This is a genomic window from Cesiribacter sp. SM1 (genome assembly GCF_020178975.1).
Lineage (GTDB): Bacteria > Bacteroidota > Bacteroidia > Cytophagales > Cyclobacteriaceae > Cesiribacter.
In genome coordinates this window covers 85,144-104,080 of sequence record NZ_JAHXBU010000094.1, presented here as the reverse complement: position 1 = coordinate 104,080, position 18,937 = coordinate 85,144, and the positions used below count along the sequence as shown (strand labels likewise).

Below are 18,937 nucleotides of genomic sequence, written 5' to 3'. Positions count from 1 at the left end.
AGCTCTGCATTTAAAACCAGTCAGCTAGTTGATTGCTGCCAGAGTTGGTGTTTATGCTGCACCAGCAAAAAAAAGACTGGTTAAGCAATTGGCTTAACCAGTCTGTTGTGATCTGTCTGTGCCTGAGGTTAATCAGCTAATCTGGCAGTAGGGCATGCTCTTTAGAAAGAAACACTGTACCTGCTGGCTTCTGCAATAATCTGTGCAATGGCTTCTGCCGGCGGCGGCCCCTGTGGGGCAGGGGGCAGTATGTTACCTGGGGCTGGTTCGCTGTTGTTTATAAAGAAATCAACGAAACGGCCAGGAGTAACGATCACCAAAAACCTGGCAGTTGGTGATTTGAGTGTAAAGCTGTGTGCCAGACCTCGGGGCGCATAAACGGTCATGCCGGGTTTTGCTTCTATGGTTTCTTCGCCAATCTGAAAAGTTACGCTGCCTTCCTGCATGATAAAGGTTTCGTCTTCTTTGGTGTGGGTATGCCTTGGTGGCTCTGCGCCCTGCTGAATAGTGAAACCAACAATGGCAAAATCGCCATTGGTTTGCTCATGAGTGATTAGCACGTTCATGAGTGTGCCTAAGTGCCAGCGTAGTTCACCTGTGCCTGCATAAGGCTTTGTTTGTAGCATTTCCATAAAAATAAAATATAAGGGTTTGTAAAAGTTTTTATTGAATAACCACCGACCTTGTTGTGTGGGCATGAATCGTAAAGAGCATAAGCTGGGAGAGTGCTGCGGTTTTTCTCTGGCCAGGTAGAACCTGGTAAATGGGTAGTAGAGGCAGCAATAGTGAATAGTTCAGGGGAGGAGTGCCAAGGGCTACTGAGCCTCCAGCGGGGTTTCCTGCCGGGAGATCATGTCCTCCAGTACAATGTGATACTCGTCTTTGCTGCTATCATAGCTGATCTTGTACCTTGTAGGATAGTAGCCGGCTGTGCTGTAAGCCTCAGGTTGCGGAATGTCTTTTGTAATTGTTGGCTTGGTCTGCAGCCAGCTGTAGTTAATCATAGGTTCGTAAAAGCTTACTTTGCCATTGTAGCTGCCATAGATAAAAGTAGTCGTAAAAGGTCCGCCATTTAATTCAGGTGATGTTACGTCTACCCAATGCTTGCCCATGAAGGGTACACTGCCGGGGATGGGAACGTGCTGTGCAGGCATATAAGCCGGTGCGGGGAAAATTTCTGATTTCGGGTCATCTGGCAGAATTGCCTGGCGCTCTGCCTGCGTGCTCATGTAAAAGTGCACATCGAAGTGAGGTACGGTGTATACACCCTCGGGTGCATGTCCATGAGCAGCCCAGTCGAAAGAAATGTGGTCGAATGGCGTGAGTGACTTTTGCTTTGGCAGCTCCAGAACATACTCGGTAGGTGGACCATCGTGCTGGGTATGCATGCCTTCTGAAAAGCTGTTAAAAGCTTTGCTGTCGAGCGTGATGCCAACCGCTGCAGGCACTCCCTTTTCAACAGTGATCCATGCCCAGGCCTTGCCATCACCTACCGATGTTTTCTTGCCCTGGTATGTACCAGACATGGCAGGGGTGGCCCCATCTTTTTCACAGGCTGATAGCGTAAGTACGGTAGCCATCAGCACTACAAGCGACTTTTTAAGTGACTTCTTCATTTTTGCTTTATCAACTTTGATTTTGTGTGTTTATAAAGCAAAGGTAGCTGCTGCCTTTTGGTTGGCAGGTGTTAAAAAGTGCAATAAAACGGTTAAAAAGTGCCAGGGCCTCAGGGTGTCAGTACTTTCTCATTTCATTAGGATCGCTGTAGGCTGGTTCAGGCAAAAGCTGCAGACTATATTTTATAAAAATACTGTTGCTTTCAGGGGCATAAAAGCAGGATCCTATTGATGTTCTAACATTTCAGCTCTACTTTTAAGGCTGTTGTTTTATAATTTATTATTCATGAAGAGGATTTTACTTGTTCTGTTAGCCTGCTCCCTGTTCTTACCGGCAGGGGCGCAGGAGGCTCCACTGTGGATGCGCTATCCAGCCCTTTCACCAGATGGGCAAACTATTGTTTTTAGTTATAAAGGCGATCTGTTCCGGGTGCCTGCCAGCGGTGGCACGGCTGTGCCACTTACACTGCACGATGCCCACGATTACCGGCCCGTGTGGTCGCCCGACGGGCAGAGCATTGCGTTTGCATCTGACCGCTACGGCAACTTCGATATTTTTGTGATGCCTGCCCGTGGTGGCGAAGCCAGGCGGCTTACTTTCCATTCTGCAGACGATGTGCCTTCCAGCTTTAGCCCGGATGGTAAAACAGTGCTTTTCAGCTCGCTGCGTACCGATCTGGCTTCTAACATGCAGTTCCCCTATGGAGGCCTGCCAGAGCTGTACCAGGTGGCACTTAGCGGCGGTACTCCGGCAATGGTAGTAGCTGTAACAGCCGAAGATGCTACTTATACAGCCGATGGTTCAGCCATCCTGTACCACGATCGTAAGGGGTATGAGGACCCCTGGCGCAAACACCACACCTCTTCGGTAACGCGCGACCTGTGGCGCTTTGAGCCAGCCACTAAAAAGTTTACGCAGCTTACCACCCTAGAGGGCGAGGACCGTAGCCCCATTGCAGCAGGTAATGCTGTATACTTTTTAAGTGAGCGCAACGGCGGTTCGTTTAATGTCTATAAAATGGACGCTAAAAACCCACAGCAGGTAGAGCAGATCAGTAATTTTGAAAAACACCCGGTGCGCTTCCTTTCTGCGGCCAAAGATGGTACCCTTAGCTATAGCTACAATGGCGAAATATACCTGCAGAAGCCGGGCAGCCAGCCAACTAAGGTTCCTGTTGAAATTATGGTAGATGGCCGTACCCTTACGGCTGATATTCTGCCGGTGAACGCCAACATTACTGAAATGGCACTTTCGCCCAATGGTAAAGAAGTGGCCCTGATTGTTCGGGGCGAGGTATATGTGGTATCGGTAGAGGATGGCGTTTCTAAAAAAGTAACCAACACTCCTCAGCAGGAGCGCTCAGTAAGCTTTAGCCCCGATGGCCGCTCGCTGCTCTATGCTGCCGAGCGTGAAGGCAGCTGGAATGTATACCTGAGTACCATATCCCGCAAAGAAGAGCCTTATTTTTATTCTGCTACCCTGCTGAAAGAAACACCGCTGGTGGCTACTGAAAATGAGGAATTCCAGCCGGCCTACTCACCAAATGGCAGAGAAGTAGCCTATCTTGAGGAGCGCACTACCCTGAAGGTAGTTAACTTGGATAGTAAAAAAAGCCGCACCATTTTAGATGGTAATTATAATTACTCTTATTCTGATGGAGATCAGCACTACGCCTGGTCGCCTGATGGCAAGTGGATGCTGGTACAGTACCTGGAGCCTAACAGCTGGACAGACGAAGTTGGCCTGGTAAGTGCCAGCGGTGATGGCAAGGTTGTGAACCTGACACAAAGCGGCTACAGCGATGGCATGCCTAAGTGGGGTCCGGAGGGTAAAATGATATACTGGGCTGCCGACCGCGACGGACAGAAAAACCACGGCAGCTGGGGTGGAGAGTTGGACATCTACGGCATGTTTATGACCAAAGAAGCCCACGACCGCTACAAACTGAACAAAGCCGATTATGCCCTGCTAAGTGAGCAGGAAAAAAAGGATAAGGAAGAAAGGGAGAAAGCCGAAGCCGAGGCAAAAGAAAAGAATAAGAAAAAGGGTGATGAGAAAAAGGATGACAAAGTAAAGCCTGTACAGGTTGAGCTGGATAATATTCAGAACCGCCGGGAGCGCTTAACTATTCATTCTACCACCCTTTCCGATGCCGTGGTATCACCAGATGGTGAAAAGCTGTACTACATCTCCAACATTGATAAAGGATACGACCTGTGGGTAACGGATCTCAGAGATAAGAGTACTAAAGTGCTCACTAAACTGGGTGGAAATGCAAACAGCCTGGTGATGGACAAGAAAGGGGAGAACCTTTTTGTGCAGGCTGATGGGAAGATCTTCAGGATTGAGATTAAGACCAATGAGAAAAAGCCGGTGAGCATCAATGCTGAAATGAACCTGGTTCGCCAGCAGGAGCGCGAGTATATTTTCGATCATGCCTGGCGGCAGGTACAGAAGAAGTTTTATGTAAGCGATCTGCACGGCGTAGACTGGAATTTCTATAAGCAGGAGTATGCACGCTTCCTGCCACACATCAACAACAACTACGATTTTGCCGAGATGCTTAGCGAAATGTTGGGTGAGCTCAATGCTTCTCATACAGGGGCACGCTATCGTCCGGAAGCTAAGATGGCAGATAAAACAGCTTCCTTAGGCCTCTTTTACGAACCAGCTTATACAGGACAAGGTGTTCAGGTGGCCGAAGTGTTGAATGGCGGTCCGCTCGATAAGGCTGCCTCAAAGGTTAAAAAAGGAGTGGTGATTGAAAAAGTAGATGGTGTGGCCCTTACGCCTGAAGTAAATATGTACACCCTGCTGAACAGGAAGGAAGGCCAGAATACCTTGCTCGCACTCTACGATCCTGCTACTAAACAACGTTGGGAAGAGGTGCTGAAACCAATTTCTACCGGCGAGGAAATGGAGCTGCGCTACCTGCGTTGGGTGGAAAACCAGCGGGCCCTGGTAAACAAGCTATCTGGCGGTAAAATAGGCTATGTGCACGTTCGCGGTATGAACGATAACAGCTACCGTACAACTGTTGAGGATGTATTGGGTAAAAACCATGGCAAACAGGCCATTGTGGTAGATACCCGCTTTAATGGTGGTGGCTGGCTGCACGAAGACCTGGCTACCTTACTAAGTGGCGAAGCTTATCTGGAATTTGCGCCAAGAGAACAGCGCCTGGGTACAGAGCCAATAGCCAAATGGAGCAAACCCTCTATTGTGGTAATGGGCGAGGGCAATTATTCCGATGCGCACATGTTCCCCTACGCATACAAAGCCAAAGGAATTGGCAAGTTAGTGGGTATGCCTGTTCCCGGTACCGGAACTGCTGTGTGGTGGGAGCGCCAAATTGATCCTACCCTGGTGTTTGGCATTCCCCAGATTGGCATGTTAACCCCTGATGGCAAATACCTGGAAAATAACCAGCTGGAGCCGGATGTAAAGGTGCAGAATGACCCATCTGCCCTTATTGCCGGCGAGGATCAGCAAATTGCAAAAGCAGTAGAGCTGCTGCTACAGGAAACAAAGTAGAAATAAACTACTTGATAATGAAAGACCCGGCTGTGTTGCTACGGCTGGGTCTTTTTTATTTACAGCAATTCCTTCAGATCTGTAAACTGGGTGATAACAGCATCTGCCTCGGGCACCTCTCCAAAGCCAAAGGTGGTGTAGATAAAGGGAACCTTAGCTCCCTGGCTGGCCTGGTAATCGCCCATGGTATCACCAACATACACGGGTGATTGTAAGCTGTTTCTTTCAATTACTGCCCTGATGTTGCTTGATTTTGGCTGATTGGTGTTGCCGAAGCATTCAATATCCGTGAAGAAACGATGCAGCTGGTAGTGCTCCAAAAATGCTTCGATGTAGCCGCTCTGGCAGTTGCTTACAATAAAGAGCGGGTATTTCTCTTTTAAGTAGGTAAGGGTTTCTACCAGTCCTGGATACAAAACACCTCCTTCTTTGCGCAAATACACCAGCTCTTCTTCTCCGCAGATACGCATCAGTGTAGTACGCTGCTCCTGGCTTAGGCCTGGGTATAGTTTCAGGTAAATGGCATCATAGGGCATGCCGGTAATGGAGCGTACCTTCTCCTGGGTCATGGTCTCTTCTACAAAATCTACTTTGTCTATGGCAGACTGCCAGGCTTTTGCAACCGTAGCGGTAGAGTCCCATAGGGTGCCGTCCAGGTCGAAGATGATGCTGTCGATGTTATTTTTTAGTGCTGTATGTTTATTGATCACGGGTTTCTGCTTATTCAGGAATCAAAAATCTACCACACAGAAAAGCTGCCTCTCTTTCTGCTTGTTCTGCTGATAGCTGGTAAAGGAAAACCTAAGGTGTTATGGTTATGTTCTGCTCACCTACATAAAAGTCAGGGTCAACCTCCAGGCTGGTGCCTTCGCCAACACCATCCCGCGACTGCCATTGTGTAGTAGGCTCCAGCCAAAGTTCTTTTCCATTTAGGGTTACGAGTACAGGCATGTTAAAGTCGGGAACGGTGTTCGTCCAGCGGTAGGAGAGAATCCCGTTTATAAAGCGGTACTCCAGTGTGGGCACCAGGATTGTGCGCAGGTATTGGTCAAAGAAAGGCTTCAGCTCCCGGCCAATTTGCCGGCTTAGGTAGCTTTCTACCTGCTGGGTGCTTACCGTCTGGTGGTAAAACTCTTTGTTGAGGCCGCGCAGGATCTGCCTCCATTTTTCATCATCGTTCACAATCTGGCGCAGGGTGTGCAGCATATTGGCACCTTTGAAATACATATCGGAAGAGCCGCTCTGGTTTACACCATAGTAGCCAATAATGGGCCTGTCGTTGCGGATGGCGGTACGGGTACCACGTACATACTCACTGCCTGCTTTTTTGTCGAAAAGGTACTCCAGGTACAGATTTTCTGCATAGGCGGTAAAGCCTTCGTGAATCCACATATCGGCCACATCGTAATTGGTGATGTTGTTGGCAAACCACTCGTGGGCCGATTCGTGAATGATGATAAAGTCAAACTTCAGGCCATGGCCGGTCTTGCTCCAGTCCTGGCCTTTGTAGCCATTCTGGTAACCGTTGCCATAGGTAACTGAACTCTGGTGTTCCATGCCCAGGTAAGGCGCTTCAACCAGCTTATAGCCATCTTCATAAAAAGGATAGGGTCCAAACCAGTGCTCAAAAGCCCGCAGCATGGGTTTTACCTGCTTAAACTGCTCTTTAGCCTTTTCCAGGTTTTCTTTCAGCACATAATAGTTGAGGTCGAGGTTTCCTTTTTCGCCCTGGAATGTATCGGAGAAATGAGCATAGTCGGCAATGTTAATGTTAACACCGTAGTTGTTGATGGGGTTGCTCACAAACCAGTGGTAGGTCTTGTCACCACCCCGGTGTTTGTCGATTCCGCGCAGCTGCCCGTTCGATACGTCCGTCAGGCCTTTGGGTACCCGCACGGAGATCAGCATGCTGTCGGGCTCGTCGAAATCGTGATCTTTATTGGGCCACCAGATGCTGGCGCCGGCACCCTGGTTGGCATTGGCAATAAAAGGCTTGCCTTTGGCATCTTTAGACCACACCAGGCCGCCATCCCAGGGCGGGTTTTTGGCTACAATAGGCGTGCCGCCAAAGAAAGCTTCCAGGCTGTATACGCTTCCGGGCTCCTGCGCCTGGGGCAGGGTTATAAAGTAAGCACTGCCTTCCTGGCTTACCTCCAGTGGCTTTCCGTTTTGTACTACCTTTTCCAGCCGCATGGGCGCCTGCAGGTCCAGCTGCAGGCGCTGGCCGGGCTGTAACACTTTATACTGAATAACATTGCTGCCGCTGATGCTCCTCTGGTCGGGGTTTACCCCAACTTTCAGGTGATAATAGGTAAGATCCCACCAGGCACGCTCCGGGGTAACGGAGCCCCGCAGGGAGTCTTGTCTGGTAAAGGTGGGTGTTTGGGCATGGAGACCTCCTGCAAACAGCAGCAGGCAGGCCAGGAGTAACAGGGAAAACTTACTTGTGTGCGTCATGTAGAATAGCTGGGGCTGCTGGCTGCAGCCCGATTAAACTGCAAATTAACATTGCTTTCTTAAGCAAACGCTTCAGAAAGCCTGATTCTTGTTGAAATAGGGTAAAGTACAAGGGCAGGTGTATTTTAAAACCCTGCGAATAAGCCTTGTTGGCTACAATCAAGGGTTTTATTTAATGGTTATGCATGGTTTTCCTTTTAGAAATTCTTCGTCTATGCCTGCCCCTAATCCGGGTGTATCGGGCACCTGCACTTCGCCCCCCCTGCCATAGCTGATGCCGCCCACCACCGGATCCTCAGTTTGCATGAGCGGGGTATCAAAATCGAAATGGATGATATTTTTGCTGGAGAGTGCCAGGTGGGCCGAGGCAGTAAAGCCCAGCCTCGATTCCAGGAAGCCGCCTACCTGCATGGGCGTTTCTTTTTCATCGGCCAGTGCCACTATTTTTTGGGCATTCAGGAAACCCGATGATTTGCCAAGTTTGATGTTGAGCGAATCGCAGGCCTGCAGCTGAATGAGCCTTGCGGCATCGTGGTGGTCGCAGCAGGATTCATCGGCCATGATGGGAACCGGGCTTTGCGCTCTTACAGTTGGCAGGTTCATAAAATCCCAGCGGGGAATGGGTTCCTCGCAATGCTGAATATTGCAGGGTGCCAGGGCTTTTAGGGTAGCAATGGCTGTTTCGGCACTCCAGCCCTGGTTGGCATCTATCCGGAGGGGTAATTCATTTCCGATGGCATCACGAATGGCGCAGATGCGCTCAATGTCTTCTTCTCCACGGCCACCCAGCTTTACTTTCACCACACCGTACCCCTGCTCTTTTATCCACAGTGCATCAGCAGCCATTTTTTTAGTACTGCTAAGGCTAACGGTATAGTCGGTGAAGAGGGTTTTATCTTTTTTACCACCCAGGAAGGCCCAGAGCGGAAGCCCTGCCTCTTGTGCGGCAATATCGTAAAGGGCAATGCTGAAGGCACTTTTAATACTGCTGTTGCCCCAGATCAGTTTGTCCATGAGCAGGGCACACTCCTCCAGCCGTAGCGGATCTTTTCCCAGCAGCACCTTTGCCAGCAGCTGTCCCACTACATAGCAGGTATCTACTGTTTCTCCATTGATCGTCATAAAGGGACTACACTCGCCGTAGCCCTTTAAGCCATCCGTTGTGCGGATAATTACAACTATATGTTCGGCCCACTCCAGTGGCCCCAAAGAGATGATAAAGGGCTCCCTGAGCTTTATGCGGGATTGGTACAACTCTATTTGGTCGATTTGCATAGTTTCTGCCCTTTCTGTTAAACAGTGCCAGCATTAAAAAATCATTCCGGGAGTGAGTTTCTACCCCTACGAAAATACCCGATGCAGATTAATCGCAGTAAGCTTCTGTATCTGAAGATAGTGCTTTTTGGTAAAGCATTTCAATCTGGCTTTTCAGATTCCGGTCTTCGGATAATTCAGGCAGGTTACTGATGTCAAAATAGCCCACATCCAGCACATCGAAACCTTTGTTCAATTCAAAAGAAGTAGCCCTGCACAGGATGGCTATTTTATAAATGTAGTACTGCTCTGGCGGATGCGGGTGCATTTTTTTATCATATACTGCCAGCAATCGCTCTGGTACCACATCGATGCCTGCTTCTTCTTTACATTCCTTGATGATGGATTCTTTGGGGCTATAGCCAATATCGGCCCAGCCGCCGGGCAGGGCCCATTTACCATCGGCGCTTTCCTTTACCATCAGTATTTTGCCATCACCGCGTATAACGAGGCCTCTTACATCAACCTTAGGTGTTGGATATTCTTTTACCGGGGCAAACGATGCCCTTAGCTCCTCTTCCGTACTCCCGCTGAGGTTGCTTAGGAGCCGATAGCTAATGTCCTGGAGTTCTATGTAGCGGTCTCTGTCGTATTCGTTGGTGGCGTAAAGCAGACCGGTATCTGCCAGGGTTTTCAGTCTTTTAATATCGTTAAGCACTTCGTTTGTTGTCATGTTGCTTTGGCTTAAAAATAGCAGTACTAGATGTTGCCTGCTGTAAGTTAAAAGGTAGAGAGAGGGCAATTTAAAAGCAATTATTCAAATTTTGTTGCTTTCTCTATGCAGTTATATGCTCTTTGTTATTAAGGATGTGTGAATTTTTTTACAACTGCTGCGGCTAAGCTTCACCTGGTTTTGGTGGCATGTTACTGCCTTTCAGCCTTTGTATAAATATCAGGATTAGAAATTTCCATGGCTCTTTCGGGTTTAGCCAGCATACTGAACCCAAACTGCTCGTAGAGGCTGTGTGCATCGGCAGTCATGAGCATCCACCTCCTTAGCCCCTGAAGCTGGGGGTTACCCACTATTTCTGCCACTAAAATTTTTGAATAGCCAAATCCGCGATGTCCGGGGTCTATAAAAACATCGGCTAAGTAGGCAAAGGTGGTATAATCTGTAATTACACGGGCAAAGCCAATCTGCACATCGTTCTTCAGTACTACAAAGCATAGGGAGTTATTGATGGCTTTTGCCACTGTTTCGCTGGGTATACCTTTTGCCCAGTAGGACTTGGTGCTCAAAAAATGGTGCACGTAGTCGATGTTTATTTTGCTCTTGTCGGTGCTTATGACGACAGCAGCTTGCTGGTTCATCTGGATGATAGGAATTTGATTGCTGATGCTAATTTTAGTAAAAATCAGCGCTTAGTCTATCCGCATGATACCTTTTTCATCAAACTCAACCAAACCTTCCTTTATCAGCTCCCGCAGTACAATTTCAGTCATTTCGCTTTTGAAGGTAAACTCATAGCGAATATCCATTACATAGGCTTTCAGCCGCATTTTAAGCCAGCTTCTGTTGTTCTTCAGTTCATTGAAAAAGAGTACTGTTACAGGCTTGTTCTGGTAAATAAAGCGGCTTACGTGGGCAGCTTCATAAGCAAGCTGTCGCACGCGGGCGGTATCTACACCCAGGGGCAGGTAGAGCTCTGCCACCACCTGGCAGTTAGCCTCACCGGCATTGGAATTGCTTACGCTCTGGTTCATGAGCTCGCTGTTGGGCACTGTTACCAGCGAATCATCAGGCGTAACAATACGGGTAGAGCGCAGGCCTATCTCCACCACCTCGCCATAGTGCGGGCCAATTTCTATTTTGTCGCCTACCTGAAAGGGCCTGTCGAGCAGGATGGTGATGCCGCCAAAGATGTTTTTAAGTACATCCTGTGCAGCAAAGCCAACCGCAATGCCTACAGAAGCCCATAGCGCCAGCAAAGTGGCGGCAGGAGGCTGAAAGATGCCACCGATGATGATGGTGAACAGCAGCATCCAGCCTACTATGCGTACCACCGGTACCACACCTTTTACTGTAATGCGGCGGGTGGTGCTGCGCTCTGCCCAAAGCTCCAGGAGCCCGGTAATGATCCGGATCAGGAAAAAACCGGCAGCCAGGAAAATCAGGGCCCAGAAGATTTTCCAGAAAGAAAAGATCTGGCCCAGGTCGGGTGGCTGGGTTCCGTCTACGGGTGGGGCAGGTTCTTTTTCGGCAGCCTGGCGTACCACCAGTGTATCGGCTACTCTTACTGTAACAGGTGCTGTGCCCTGGAGTGCCTGCAAAGGTGTTTCTGCCGTATTTTGAGAGAACAGCAGCAGGGGCAGTAGCCAGAGCGGTAATAGTAAGAGCAGTTTTATGGAGGCGGTGTGGTATTTCATACTTAATGAACCAGGTTTTTTTGTTTCAGCACGTTTACAATCTGGCGGTAGAGCAGCGGGTTAAGGCTAAACCTGTCCTCATTGCGCAGCAGCAGACCATCGTCGTGCAGCATTTGCAGCTGGCGGCGCTGGCTGTTTTCAGTTTCACCGAAGATGTGGGAAAGTTCCCTGGCACTTAGGTGCTCGTGCAGCAGCAGGGCATGCAAAATAAAGTAGCGGGCCTGGGTCATGTGCAGCAGGAATCCAAATTCAGGATTAAGGGAAGTGCTGATGTTAACAGTGCTTTTGCTTACGGCAAGCGTAGAGCGCAACCAGTAAAGCAGGGCCAGCTGCAGGTTGCTCTGTGCAAAGAGGGAGAGCTTCTGGAAGTACTTTACCTCCAGGTAAGTCTGCTGTTCTTCGGCAGACATGGCTACAAACTTTTTATTCTGCAGATCATTGGGGCCGGGCTCAAACTGCAGCTGGTAGCCGCTCACCCTGTGCCTGCGCAGGATTAATTCGCTCAACTGTGCCGGAGTAAATTCCTGCAGAAATACTACTCTTTCCCAGGTTTCAGATCCCTGCATCACCCTGTCGAGGTACTGCCAGCTGTAAAGCGTGCAGCTGCAGAGCCAGAACACCGTTCTGCCGGTAAGCGACACCAGCTCCAGAAAAGCCTTCATGAGCTCAAAGCCACCTACCCAGCGCCTGAAGAGGTGCTGCAGGTCTTCTACTACAATTACCAGGGGCGACTGTGGCTTTTGCAGGTATTCCAGGACCTGATCCATAGCGCTGTTCTCCGGCAAACCTGTTGCCCTGGCCAGCTGCTGTGCCAGTTCTTTCTGATCTGCCACCGGGCTTGTTAAGGAGAGGCGGGCTACCTGCTGCTGTTGCGGCAGGCGCTTGAGGAAAACATTGAGCAGGCTGGTGCAGCCACTGCCTTTTTCGCCACTGATGAGCAGGGGTGAGAATTTACCTTCCTTCCAGCGGCGGTACCCATCCTGCAGGGTTTGCAGCTCTGCCGTGCGGCCTATGAGGAAAAGCTCGTCGGTAAGCGGCTCTACGGTGTACAGGCGCTGGTATACAAAGGGCAGGCGCTGGAGCGACTGCTCATTTTCGGCCAGGAAATCGGAGAGTTCGGTAGCAATGGAGGCCGAACGCACTTCTATGCCCAGGCGGCTGCGGATGCGTTGTTGCTGCCTGCCGGCAAAGCTTAGGCTACTCCTTAGGTACTGCTGAAGACGCGGAAGCAGGGTTTGGGCCTGCTTTGTGGCCTTTTCCTGTAATGTTTCGGTACGTTGCCTGGTGCGGGCTTTAAACATCCGCATTTGCAGGCTTCTTACATTCTCAAGATTATTGAGCTGAAATAAGCTTTGGCTGATGCGATGCTGCAGCTGCTCTACCTCCTGCCAGGTGGTACTGCTAAGGTTGCGCAGGCGCTCCTGCAGACTGGCTGCATGGGTGCGGGTGCGGTCAATTCCTTCAAAGGCAAAAGCCCGCGCCTTCTGTTCATCCTGGGGGTGCTGCTCCCAGTAAGCATGGGCAGTATCCAGGTTAAAGAGACTCATCTCTTCCATCTCGCCCAGTCGCAGCCGTATTTCTTCTACCTGCTGAAGTAAATCGTTGCGCAGCTGCAGCAGCCTGCGAACGGCCATGGGTAGCACCTCCAGGCTTACCACCTCGCGGGGTAGTATTGTTACCAGTGCAGCAGCAGGCACGGGGGTAAGCTCGTTGCCTGCTCCGTAGGGAGCAAGCACCGTTTGCTCCGGCAGGGCCGATAAGATCTCCTGCAGCGGACCCTCCAGCTGCTGCAGTTGTTCGGGCAGAGATAGCTGTGTAAGTGCATCGGCAGTAGCGGCTACTTCCTGGCGCGAAACCTGCTGGCGCAGCTTGTGCCTGCATTCTGTAAAAGCCCCGGGCAGGGGTGCCTGGGCAAGCGTGGCTTTTATGTTTTTTAAGCTGGCGGCTACTTTATCGAAGCCAGTAAATACCTGCGTTTGCAGGCCCTGCTGCCATTGCAGCCTGGCCAGATCAAACTTATCAGATATCTCACCGGCAGTGTTGTGTAGCTGCAAATGCAGGCGCCAGTGGTTGCAGAGTGCCAGTTGTGTGTTTTGCCACGCTGCGAGCTGATCTTCTATTTGCTGCCTGCGTTTGCCTGTCCGCTCCTGCAGCAGGGGCAGTCTAAGCTTTCGGGCAGGCAGCTCCAGGGTACCTGCTTTGGTATACTCTTGTTCCAGCTCAATGTACAAACGGCCCAGCACCGCATCGAGCTGGCGGTTTAACAGTTCGCTGGTTTGCTCCCTGGCATTGCGCGCGCGCTGCAGCCGCAGCTCAATCTCCTGCTGCACTTCTATCCTGGCCGGGGCTGGCTGGCGGTCGGGCAGGGTGCTTAGGTCGTAGGCAGCTTGTAAGAGTGCCAGGCGCTGCTGTTCAGCTATGTCTATCAGCTCCTGGAGGCGATGCAGCAACTGTACCTGCAGGTGCTGCCGTAACAGCAGCTGCCAGGGCACCTCATGGAGCCAGGGCTGCAGAGCACTTTCTTCTCCTCCTGATGCTTTTCTGAACCAGTTGCCAACACCCTGGCCCATATGACCAAGCCTGCGGGCTCTGCGTTTCCAGAACTTGGCAGAGCGCAGCCAGGCAGGATCATCGGCCTGAGGTACAAAACGCTCTTCTACCTGCCTTTCCAGCCGAACTTCTTCCTGCTCCATGATAAAAGCATCGAGCTGTGCCTCCAAGTCGGGGAAGTAGTGATTGAACTCCTGCTGGTCTTTTTCCGGAAGCTGAGATTCTGCTATTGAGATTAGTTCTGTGCGGAGTCTGAAGCGATCGGTGGCAGCGGTTTTGGAGGAGGGGTCCCATTTTTCGAGCCGCAGGGCTACAGCTTTCAGTATGTTTTCGGCGTGTTGTATACGTGCCTCCAGCGGACTTAGAAAGTGCTTTTGCAGCAGGTTACTGACTTCTTCGAATTGTAGCTCGGTTAGGGCCGCCATGTTTTAAATTAGCTTCGGAGGGTCAATATACGGGAAATTTGATTTTTTGCCCCGACAATTAAGGAGGCATTCGCGCAGAGGCAGGGTAATGCTGCCTCTATAATGATGCGGCCTGTCTGAACTAAAAAGATGCTGAGTCAATCAGTTACAGCTACATTTTTCAGGAAAATGAGGTGCTCGGCCTGTGTTAAGCCAGATGTTTATTTGTTGCTGCTGAGGTTGTCTGCAGCAGTATGGGTAAATACTGGGGCAATGGTGGCGGGGTATAGTGCTGTACTTAACTAAGAGAAAGCTGCTGATGATTATGTGATTTGCCTGTTGGAGGTCATCTTAGCCTGCCGAGCAGTTCATGTTTTTTAACACCTTTTCCTTTGCAAAGCACATCCAGGGCATAAAGCACCTCGCCAGCATAGGGGCTATCCAGTTTGTTGTTGAGCAGTTCCAGGGTGGCGGCATCGTTAAGCTGTAGTGTGCTACCCTCCAGCAGCCTCCAGCCGGCCTGGGCATAAGCAAACCCAAGCCTGAACAGCAAAATACTTAGCAGCAGAATGAGCACCTCTGCCAGAATAAGTACCCGGCCGGAGATGTGCTTTTCGAACTGGGCATAGAGGCTGTTTACCAGCAGCAGTAGTATGCCGGCAGCAATGTATACATAGGGAAGGTTGGTAATGGGGTAGTGTGTTAAAAAAATAGCACCGGCGGCAGTAAAGAATAATGCCAGGGCCATGGCTTGAAAGAAAGAGTAAAGCATGAGCATGCTTACAATCTTTCCTTCTCCCTTTCTGACATTTAAAACTTCCTGAATCTTTTCAGAATATCCCATAACAGCTCTGTTATGTTTAAAAAGTAAGCGTGCTATTGAAGCAATCTTTGCAGCTCGCTGAAATGCTTCAGCTTGAGTGCCTCACGTTGTGCTTTGGCTGTTTTGGTAAAATATTGATGCTGTTGCAAAAAATGCAGCTGCTTGCAGTTCCACTCTTCTAAAGAGCCTATAATACCAAACTCCCTCCACTCCCTGTAGAGCGTTTCAGAAATCTCATAAAAATCTTCTCTACCCAGGTAATCCAGATCGGCATCGCACATAATCATCTCCAGGTGTGTTACAGGCCGCTGGGGAATCTGCGTAGCCATTATGATCAAACAGATGGTGTTTATTTGATCAGGGGAATAGCCAAATTGCGCTAAGCTTTCCCTGGCAATGCGGGAGGCAAGAGGTTCGTTATTGCGGTAGCGCTCTACGAAACCAATGTCGTGATACAAGGCAGCAGTGCGTAGCAGTACAAGATCTTCGCCGCTTACATTTTCACAACTGGCTAATTGTTCTACTGCCCTGCATACATCAAGGGTGTGATGTATGCCATGGTAGTACAAGTTTAGCGGTAGTTCCTGTTGTAAGCGGTTCAGAACATACTCCCTGGCCTTCTGAAAATACATGTATTTCTGTAGATCTTACAAAAGCTAATTAATTTTTGCTGCAATTGCAATTAAATAGCAGCAAAAGCCTAAATACCTGGTAACCTGCAAGAACTGGCTGGTAAGCAGGGGCAGCGTTTAGCAGTTGTTGGTGCAAAGAAGAAGGCGTAGTACAAAGCTGCGCCTTCTTCAGAATAGTAAAATCGGTATGTTCCAGGACCGCTAACAGGCCATTCAGTATCCTTGTTCAGGTAGTAATGCTGACTTGCAGGGGCAACAACTTAACATCAGTCTATTGTAATGGCATAGCTGCATTCAAACTTACTGCCGGGTAATAAATGCTGGATACCTTCTTTTTTCCGGAAGTCTTCTCCTTCTGTGCCTGCTTTATCGGTAACTCCGTACCATGGCTCTATGCAAATGAAGGGTGCTTCGCCTGCTTTTGTCCAGATGCCTACATAGGGAAAGCCGGCCAGGTCTACACGCACGCTGTGGGTATTTTTATTGTTCTTCAGGTTTATGTAAGATGATTTTATTCCTTTAAATACCAGGGCATCTTCATTGAACAGATCAGCATGCAGGGGCAACATCATTTCGTTGTCCATTACCTGGCGCTTTTCGCCGGTACGAAGCCCATGGTGGAGCAACTGGCGATCGAGTGTCTCAACCTTTTCAAATTCAAGGTAGTAGTCTTCAAAGGCTTCTTCGGGCCGCAGCGGACAGCGAAAAGCAGGGTGGGCGCCAATAGAGAAGAGCATATCACCAGTGCCTACATTTTTTACCCGGTAGGTGGTAACAAGCTTATTATTTTCCAGGTGGTACTCCAGCAGTAATTCAAAATCAAAAGGATAATGCAGCCTGGTATCAGCATCGCTGGTAAGGCGGAAAAGAATGCGATCGGTGCCTTCTTTTGCGGTAGCCCATTTTTTATCCCTGGCAAAACCATGCTGGCTCAGGTTGTACTCCTGGCCATCGAGGCTGTATTTGTTCTGGTTAAGCCGCCCTACAATCGGAAAGAGAATTGGCGCATGCCTGCCCCAGATATCAGGATTACCACCCCAGATGTACTCCAGGCCATTGTCTTTGCGGCGGAAGCTGCAAAGCTCTGCTCCCTGTTCCTTGAAAGTGGCAACAACCAGGCTGTTTTCGAGCGTGTGTAGCATATAAAAAATATTATGGTTTGTTTTGATTTACAACTGCCACCAAACTTAAGGGTTTTGCAACAGCGGAAGAGGCGAAATATGCTGTATTGCCCCGTTTTTAAGTTACCCAAATATTTCTTTTAGAAGAAAGTTTAAGGGCTGGTTGTTTCCATTTGCATACCGGTGTAGGCCATGCTTAGCACCAGTGCATTATAAACACCGTGCAGGGCAATAGCCCATATAAGTCCCAGGCGAACCCTGGTATAGCCAAGGATGAGGCCCAACAGCAGCTGAGGTAGCACCAGCAGGGGCGCCAGCAGCAGAATACGCCCGCTTACCTGAAAGTTGATCAGGTGCACCAGGGCGAAGATAACAGCAGCGCCATAAAATAACAGGCTGTAGTAATTGGTATAGAGGCTTACCAGCAGCTGTTGTGCAGCATCTTTAAATGTAAGCAGCAAAATGGTAATAAGTGCCGCAACGCCAAATACTCCGTAGCCTAAGAGCGGAAAGCCTGCCTGGGTAAGTGCTGTGGAAAGAAAAAATGCAATTAACCAGAGCGAAACATGAAAATAAATGGGCCTGTAGAGTAGCCACAGCCTGAAGGTAAGCTCCTCCAGGGCAGGCATGAGCACGGCGGCAAGTAAAAAAACCACCAGGAAGGGGAATTGCTTCATGATATCCTCCATGGCATGCGGGAGCTCCGGAACCAGGCCGGCATCTCTTAACACACCCATCAGCATGAGCACCCCAAAGCTCAAGAGCAGGCTAAGCATTAGTAGCTGCAGAAACACCTGCAAGGGAGCATCCACAACATCATCTTCTTCGGGCAGGCGGGGGCGCTTCAGAAATTGTACCAGATCTTTAGAGGTATCAATCAAACCAGGAGTCATGGAGGTATCGGTACAAATTATAAGGTGTATAAGCAGAATAGCTTAAAGCTATTGACTAGCACTTAAAAAAGCTAATTCCGGATCTTTCGGAAACTTAATTTCTTCCGTCTTTTTATTTATGATTTCAACCCGGCCACATTGCCTGAAATCAGCATTATGTACAGCATTAATGATGCTGTACATAATGATCCCATTTTTCCAGCACATCCTTAAAGTCCTGGGGCAATTCTGTTTCGAACTGTACCCACTCACCGCTGCGGGGATGCACAAAGCCTAAGGACTTGGCATGCAGGGCCTGGCGGGGTATTATCTTAAAGCAGTTCTCAACAAATTGTTTGTATTTGCTGAAGGTGGTGCCTTTTAGCACCTTATCGCCTCCGTAAGTGCTGTCGTTAAACAGCGGGTGGCCCAGGTAGGTAAGGTGTGCCCTGATCTGGTGGGTACGGCCGGTTTCCAGGTTACACTGTAACAAGCTTACATAACGCAGCTGCTGCAGTGTTTTGTAGTGGGTAACGGCATGGCGACCGTAGCCTCCTTCGCCCTCGGGGTAAGCCTGTACCACGCGCCTGTCTTTCTGGCTGCGGCCCAGGGGCACATCTATGGTGCCATCTTTGGGATCGGGCTCGCCCCACACCAGCGCCAGGTAGGTGCGTTCAATGCTGTGATCGAAAAACTGCTTGGCCAGGCTTTGCATGGCCAGTTCACTTTTAGCAACTACCAGCAGGCCGGAGGTGTCTTTATCAATTCGGTGCACCAGGCCCGGGCGCCCCTGGTTTCCGGGCAGGGTGGGCAGCTGCTGAAAATGGTAGGTGAGGGCATTTACCAAGGTTCCGCTCCAGTTCTGGTAAGCAGGGTGTACCACCATGCCTGCTTCTTTATTCACCACCAGCAGGTCGTCGTCCTCATAAATAATATTGAGGGGGATGTTTTCGGGCACTACCTCGGTATCGCGCGGAGGCTCCGGTAGCGCTATGGTGATCACATCGCCGGGGTGCACCCGGTAATTCGATTTTATTTTGGCATCGTTAACCTTCACAAAGCCATCTTCAATGGCTTTCTGGAGCTTATTGCGGGTAACGTTGGGCAACCTGTCCATCAGAAACTTATCCACGCGGAGCAGGGCCTGTTTTTTATCGGCTACAATGCGGTGGTGTTCATATAATTCGTCGTCTTCTTCCTCTTCGGGAGCTGCCTGGTAGTTTTTCATGCTGCAAAGATAAAGGAA

The 18,937-nt window shown here is 49.7% G+C and carries 15 protein-coding genes; 1 reads left to right on the top strand and 14 read right to left on the bottom strand.

From position 1 onward, the window contains the following. Positions 1 to 161: 161 nt before the first annotated feature. Positions 162 to 632, bottom strand: a complete 471-nt coding sequence (locus tag KWJ01_RS24700) for a cupin domain-containing protein (protein WP_224999807.1) — start codon at positions 630 to 632, stop codon at positions 162 to 164. A gap of 183 nt (positions 633 to 815) precedes the next feature. After that, positions 816 to 1,616, bottom strand: a complete 801-nt coding sequence (locus KWJ01_RS24695) for a DUF5602 domain-containing protein (protein ID WP_224999806.1) — start codon at positions 1,614 to 1,616, stop codon at positions 816 to 818. Positions 1,617 to 1,902: 286 nt separating this feature from the next. Between KWJ01_RS24695 and KWJ01_RS24690 the strand changes: the two genes are divergently transcribed. Next, the gene (locus tag KWJ01_RS24690) at positions 1,903 to 5,151 is read left to right on the top strand and encodes a S41 family peptidase (protein ID WP_224999805.1); all 3,249 of its coding nucleotides are present in this window, start codon (positions 1,903 to 1,905) and stop codon (positions 5,149 to 5,151) included. 59 nt (positions 5,152 to 5,210) lie between these two features. Here the strand turns inward: KWJ01_RS24690 and KWJ01_RS24685 are convergent, their stop codons facing one another. The 12 genes from KWJ01_RS24685 to KWJ01_RS24630 all read right to left on the bottom strand — a co-directional run bounded on the left by KWJ01_RS24685 (position 5,211) and on the right by KWJ01_RS24630 (position 18,919). After that, positions 5,211 to 5,861 carry an HAD family hydrolase gene (locus KWJ01_RS24685; protein WP_224999804.1) on the bottom strand — a complete coding sequence of 217 codons (651 nt, stop codon included), beginning with the start codon at positions 5,859 to 5,861 and terminating at the stop codon, positions 5,211 to 5,213. 91 nt (positions 5,862 to 5,952) lie between these two features. After that, positions 5,953 to 7,608 carry a M1 family metallopeptidase gene (locus KWJ01_RS24680; RefSeq protein ID WP_224999803.1) on the bottom strand — a complete coding sequence of 552 codons (1,656 nt, stop codon included), beginning with the start codon at positions 7,606 to 7,608 and terminating at the stop codon, positions 5,953 to 5,955. A 168-nt stretch (positions 7,609 to 7,776) separates the two neighbouring features. Next, complete coding sequence (locus tag KWJ01_RS24675; protein ID WP_224999802.1) at positions 7,777 to 8,883, bottom strand: mandelate racemase/muconate lactonizing enzyme family protein; 1,107 nt, start codon at positions 8,881 to 8,883, stop codon at positions 7,777 to 7,779. Between the two features lie 88 nt (positions 8,884 to 8,971). After that, a complete protein-coding gene (locus tag KWJ01_RS24670) occupies positions 8,972 to 9,595 on the bottom strand; it encodes an NUDIX hydrolase N-terminal domain-containing protein (RefSeq protein WP_224999801.1) in 624 nt (207 codons plus the stop codon). 191 nt (positions 9,596 to 9,786) lie between these two features. After that, positions 9,787 to 10,233 carry a GNAT family N-acetyltransferase gene (locus KWJ01_RS24665; protein WP_224999800.1) on the bottom strand — a complete coding sequence of 149 codons (447 nt, stop codon included), beginning with the start codon at positions 10,231 to 10,233 and terminating at the stop codon, positions 9,787 to 9,789. Between the two features lie 51 nt (positions 10,234 to 10,284). Then, on the bottom strand, positions 10,285 to 11,289 hold the full coding sequence (locus tag KWJ01_RS24660; RefSeq protein ID WP_224999799.1) for a mechanosensitive ion channel family protein: 1,005 nt from the start codon (positions 11,287 to 11,289) through the stop codon (positions 10,285 to 10,287). A 2-nt stretch (positions 11,290 to 11,291) separates the two neighbouring features. Beyond that, the gene (locus tag KWJ01_RS24655; protein WP_224999798.1) at positions 11,292 to 14,264 is read right to left on the bottom strand and encodes an AAA family ATPase; all 2,973 of its coding nucleotides are present in this window, start codon (positions 14,262 to 14,264) and stop codon (positions 11,292 to 11,294) included. A 325-nt stretch (positions 14,265 to 14,589) separates the two neighbouring features. Next, positions 14,590 to 15,087: a hypothetical protein gene (locus tag KWJ01_RS24650; protein ID WP_224999797.1), complete on the bottom strand. Its 498-nt coding sequence runs from the start codon at positions 15,085 to 15,087 to the stop codon at positions 14,590 to 14,592. A gap of 32 nt (positions 15,088 to 15,119) precedes the next feature. Continuing rightward, a complete protein-coding gene (locus KWJ01_RS24645; RefSeq protein ID WP_224999796.1) occupies positions 15,120 to 15,698 on the bottom strand; it encodes an HD domain-containing protein in 579 nt (192 codons plus the stop codon). A gap of 266 nt (positions 15,699 to 15,964) precedes the next feature. Continuing rightward, entirely contained in the window at positions 15,965 to 16,840 is an 876-nt protein-coding gene (locus KWJ01_RS24640) for an aldose 1-epimerase family protein (RefSeq protein ID WP_224999795.1), read from the bottom strand. Between the two features lie 131 nt (positions 16,841 to 16,971). After that, positions 16,972 to 17,712 (bottom strand): type II CAAX prenyl endopeptidase Rce1 family protein, encoded by a 741-nt coding sequence (locus KWJ01_RS24635; RefSeq protein ID WP_224999794.1) that lies wholly within the window; start codon positions 17,710 to 17,712, stop codon positions 16,972 to 16,974. Positions 17,713 to 17,878: 166 nt separating this feature from the next. Then, on the bottom strand, positions 17,879 to 18,919 hold the full coding sequence (locus KWJ01_RS24630) for an RluA family pseudouridine synthase (RefSeq protein ID WP_224999793.1): 1,041 nt from the start codon (positions 18,917 to 18,919) through the stop codon (positions 17,879 to 17,881). Positions 18,920 to 18,937 lie beyond the last annotated feature (18 nt).

Bases quoted from the DNA above. Each gene is read 5' to 3' on its own strand.
- KWJ01_RS24655 (WP_224999798.1), bottom strand. From the start codon at position 14,264: ATGGCGGCCCTAACCGAGCTACAATTCGAAGAAGTCAGTAACCTGCTG.
- KWJ01_RS24630 (WP_224999793.1), bottom strand. From the start codon at position 18,919: ATGAAAAACTACCAGGCAGCTCCCGAAGAGGAAGAAGACGACGAATTA.
- KWJ01_RS24675 (WP_224999802.1), bottom strand. From the start codon at position 8,883: ATGCAAATCGACCAAATAGAGTTGTACCAATCCCGCATAAAGCTCAGG.
- KWJ01_RS24640 (WP_224999795.1), bottom strand. From the start codon at position 16,840: ATGCTACACACGCTCGAAAACAGCCTGGTTGTTGCCACTTTCAAGGAA.
- KWJ01_RS24665 (WP_224999800.1), bottom strand. From the start codon at position 10,233: ATGAACCAGCAAGCTGCTGTCGTCATAAGCACCGACAAGAGCAAAATA.
- KWJ01_RS24695 (WP_224999806.1), bottom strand. From the start codon at position 1,616: ATGAAGAAGTCACTTAAAAAGTCGCTTGTAGTGCTGATGGCTACCGTA.
- KWJ01_RS24645 (WP_224999796.1), bottom strand. From the start codon at position 15,698: ATGTATTTTCAGAAGGCCAGGGAGTATGTTCTGAACCGCTTACAACAG.
- KWJ01_RS24690 (WP_224999805.1), top strand. From the start codon at position 1,903: ATGAAGAGGATTTTACTTGTTCTGTTAGCCTGCTCCCTGTTCTTACCG.
- KWJ01_RS24670 (WP_224999801.1), bottom strand. From the start codon at position 9,595: ATGACAACAAACGAAGTGCTTAACGATATTAAAAGACTGAAAACCCTG.
- KWJ01_RS24650 (WP_224999797.1), bottom strand. From the start codon at position 15,087: ATGGGATATTCTGAAAAGATTCAGGAAGTTTTAAATGTCAGAAAGGGA.
- KWJ01_RS24635 (WP_224999794.1), bottom strand. From the start codon at position 17,712: ATGACTCCTGGTTTGATTGATACCTCTAAAGATCTGGTACAATTTCTG.
- KWJ01_RS24700 (WP_224999807.1), bottom strand. From the start codon at position 632: ATGGAAATGCTACAAACAAAGCCTTATGCAGGCACAGGTGAACTACGC.
- KWJ01_RS24680 (WP_224999803.1), bottom strand. From the start codon at position 7,608: ATGACGCACACAAGTAAGTTTTCCCTGTTACTCCTGGCCTGCCTGCTG.
- KWJ01_RS24660 (WP_224999799.1), bottom strand. From the start codon at position 11,289: ATGAAATACCACACCGCCTCCATAAAACTGCTCTTACTATTACCGCTC.